We start from the raw sequence: 2,306 nt of genomic DNA on the forward strand, positions 1-2,306 counted from the left end.
ATTGTCCTCGGAGCGCTCGAAGCTGGGATGGTTTTCGGTGAATTGATCATTGACCAGCGTCAGCTTCGTCGTCTCCCCTACCGCATCCAGCGTATAGGTAATGCGGGAGGTCAACTCGGCATGGTTATAGTCCCTAACTATGATGGGATATTGATTTACCTTCTTATCTCCCTGCGGAACGTGCAGATGGAGAGAGAACGCCGATCTTATCCGAACCGTACTCAAAGGATTATGGACAAAGCCAAGCATTTCCCGGTGAAGTAGAACAAATACAAATGGATAGCGTATCAGCCGTAGCTGCAGTGAACTTATCCGGAAAATGGTCCAGGAGTACGCGTGATGGAGGAACCACGAATGTAAGATATGCTCTTGTTGAAGTCGTTTATAGGGATCAGTTTTACATTTGGAGAACAGCCGCAACTACCTATACGGATTCAGCGGGGAACTGGTCTGTGTCCTATAATGCACCTTCGCAACACAACCTATGGGAAGTACGCGTTTACACTAAAAATTCCTCTTATGGCGAGGTTCAAAATCAAAGCGGTGGTCTTTATTATACCTAAACGCAGTATAGCGATCTTTCCACGGGAGGAAGTATCGGTACGTGGTATGTGTTGAGCGGTACGGACTCGCAGAAGGCTTTTTGGAGTTTTGAGGATATTGTCCGAACAAAAGAAACAATTGGAAGTTACGTGAATGGCGGTATCATTACTATTGTTTGGTATCCTACAAATACTAGCAGTTCTTACTATACGCACGGCGGAAAAATCTATTTAAATCAAAATAGTCCTGCCTCGAAATCCATTACAGTCCATGAAATAGCTCATAATTATATGTACAATATTTATGGAAGCATGCCATCAACACCAAGTTGCAGCCCTCATTATATGGATTCGGCTTCAAGTCAAGGCTGTGCATGGGTAGAAGGATGGGCTAATTTTCTCTCTCTTTATGTCAACTTCAGCCCTATTTTCGAGTATACTGGCGGTAGTACCGTTAACCTTGAAAATACTTCTTCGTTTGCAAGCGGTGATAGCGTGGAGGGACGAGTGGCAGGCGCACTTTGGGACATGTATGATGCTGCGAATGAGGGAGACGACAAGTATACCTTTGCATTCAGTTCGATCTATCGTGCCATGTATGACTCGAAAGTGAATACGTTCAGCGAATATTGGACGAAATGGAAAGCCCTCGGATACAGTACGAACGCAAAAGATTGCATTAAACAAAACTCAATAATTTATTCCTAATACAATTAGCCGCTATATGATCTCCATTATATAGCGGCTTATCAGTGAAAGGAGACGCATTTTGATGAGATTAAAATACTTTGGATTTCTATTTCTCCTTATGGTAGTTGCAGGCTGCAGTCAAAATCAGGATTCAACTCCGACCAATGAACCCATTGAAGATACCATAATGATCGATGCAAGTTTCCCTTCGGACACCATTACCGATCAAAGCATTAAGTTAAACATCATAATTTCTTTAAAGCGGGAAGAAAATCGCGAAATTACGAGTTCGTATAAATTATTCTCTCGCGAGATTAAAGATTTACCTAAAATGATTCAATCCGATACATTTTTCAAAGGTTTTTTAACAACGCAAAGAGAATATGAAGAAACGATTGTGTTGGATGATCTAATTGACGGTGTTTATCAAATCGATATTAGTGCCGAGACGCCAAGTATAAATGGAAATAAAAGAGCAAATTTAAAGACTATATTTTTTACAGTGCAGGACAACAGAATAATTAAAATAGAATAAAAAAGGAATGAGCATATACTCAAACAATATCTAAATGTCCCCATCTTATTTGGCACGACTGAAATGCCGTGTATGAACAATTATTCGGGTTCGAAAAGGCAAATGTCCGGTAATTTCAAGATAATTGGCGAGTCTTTGGTTTGAATCATCTGCAGTTTATGTTTCATTTTCTTCTACTGCGAACACACACGCACGATGACGTCTTCGTAGACTTTGCTTTCTGCCTTGATTTCCAGAAATTCGATTGGCTCTAAGCAAGCTTGTTCTTGAGTCTAGTGACGTTCTCACAGTAGCGTTAAAGAATTATTCCGTTCCCTGCAAATTCAGAGAGAACGGTCGTAATCGGGATTTTTTAAATACATCGTATCTCCGTGGTATGTCTCGTTCCGCGTCGAATGGGAGATGATTAGGCACCCTTACCTACCAGCCAAAGTTTAACGTCTTGCCCGTCTCGGCATAACTCTTAAGGTTGCTGACCACGACGGCCCAATTGTCCTCGGAGCGCTCGAAGCTGGGATGGTTTTCGGTGAATTGATCAT

At 41.7% G+C, this 2,306-nt stretch carries 2 protein-coding genes and 1 pseudogene; 2 read left to right on the plus strand and 1 reads right to left on the minus strand.

Annotated features, from left to right (window positions below):
* Positions 1-225: pseudogene (locus PAT3040_RS39105) on the minus strand (hypothetical protein); the annotation flags it as partial.
* A gap of 389 nt (positions 226-614) precedes the next feature.
* Here PAT3040_RS39105 and PAT3040_RS28780 point away from each other — a divergent pair.
* Together PAT3040_RS28780 and PAT3040_RS28785 are read left to right on the plus strand one after the other, a co-directional pair.
* Positions 615-1,250: a hypothetical protein gene (locus PAT3040_RS28780; RefSeq protein ID WP_108995386.1), complete on the plus strand. Its 636-nt coding sequence runs from the start codon at positions 615-617 to the stop codon at positions 1,248-1,250.
* Between the two features lie 64 nt (positions 1,251-1,314).
* Positions 1,315-1,767: a hypothetical protein gene (locus PAT3040_RS28785; protein WP_108995387.1), complete on the plus strand. Its 453-nt coding sequence runs from the start codon at positions 1,315-1,317 to the stop codon at positions 1,765-1,767.
* Positions 1,768-2,306: the final 539 nt, after the last annotated feature.

Source organism: Paenibacillus agaridevorans (assembly GCF_003112455.1).
GTDB lineage: Bacteria > Bacillota > Bacilli > Paenibacillales > Paenibacillaceae > Pristimantibacillus > Pristimantibacillus agaridevorans.

What these genes read in the sequence shown, in the direction of transcription:
- PAT3040_RS28785 (WP_108995387.1), top strand. Translation starts at nt 1,315, where the DNA reads ATGAGATTAAAATACTTTGGATTTCTATTTCTCCTTATGGTAGTTGCA.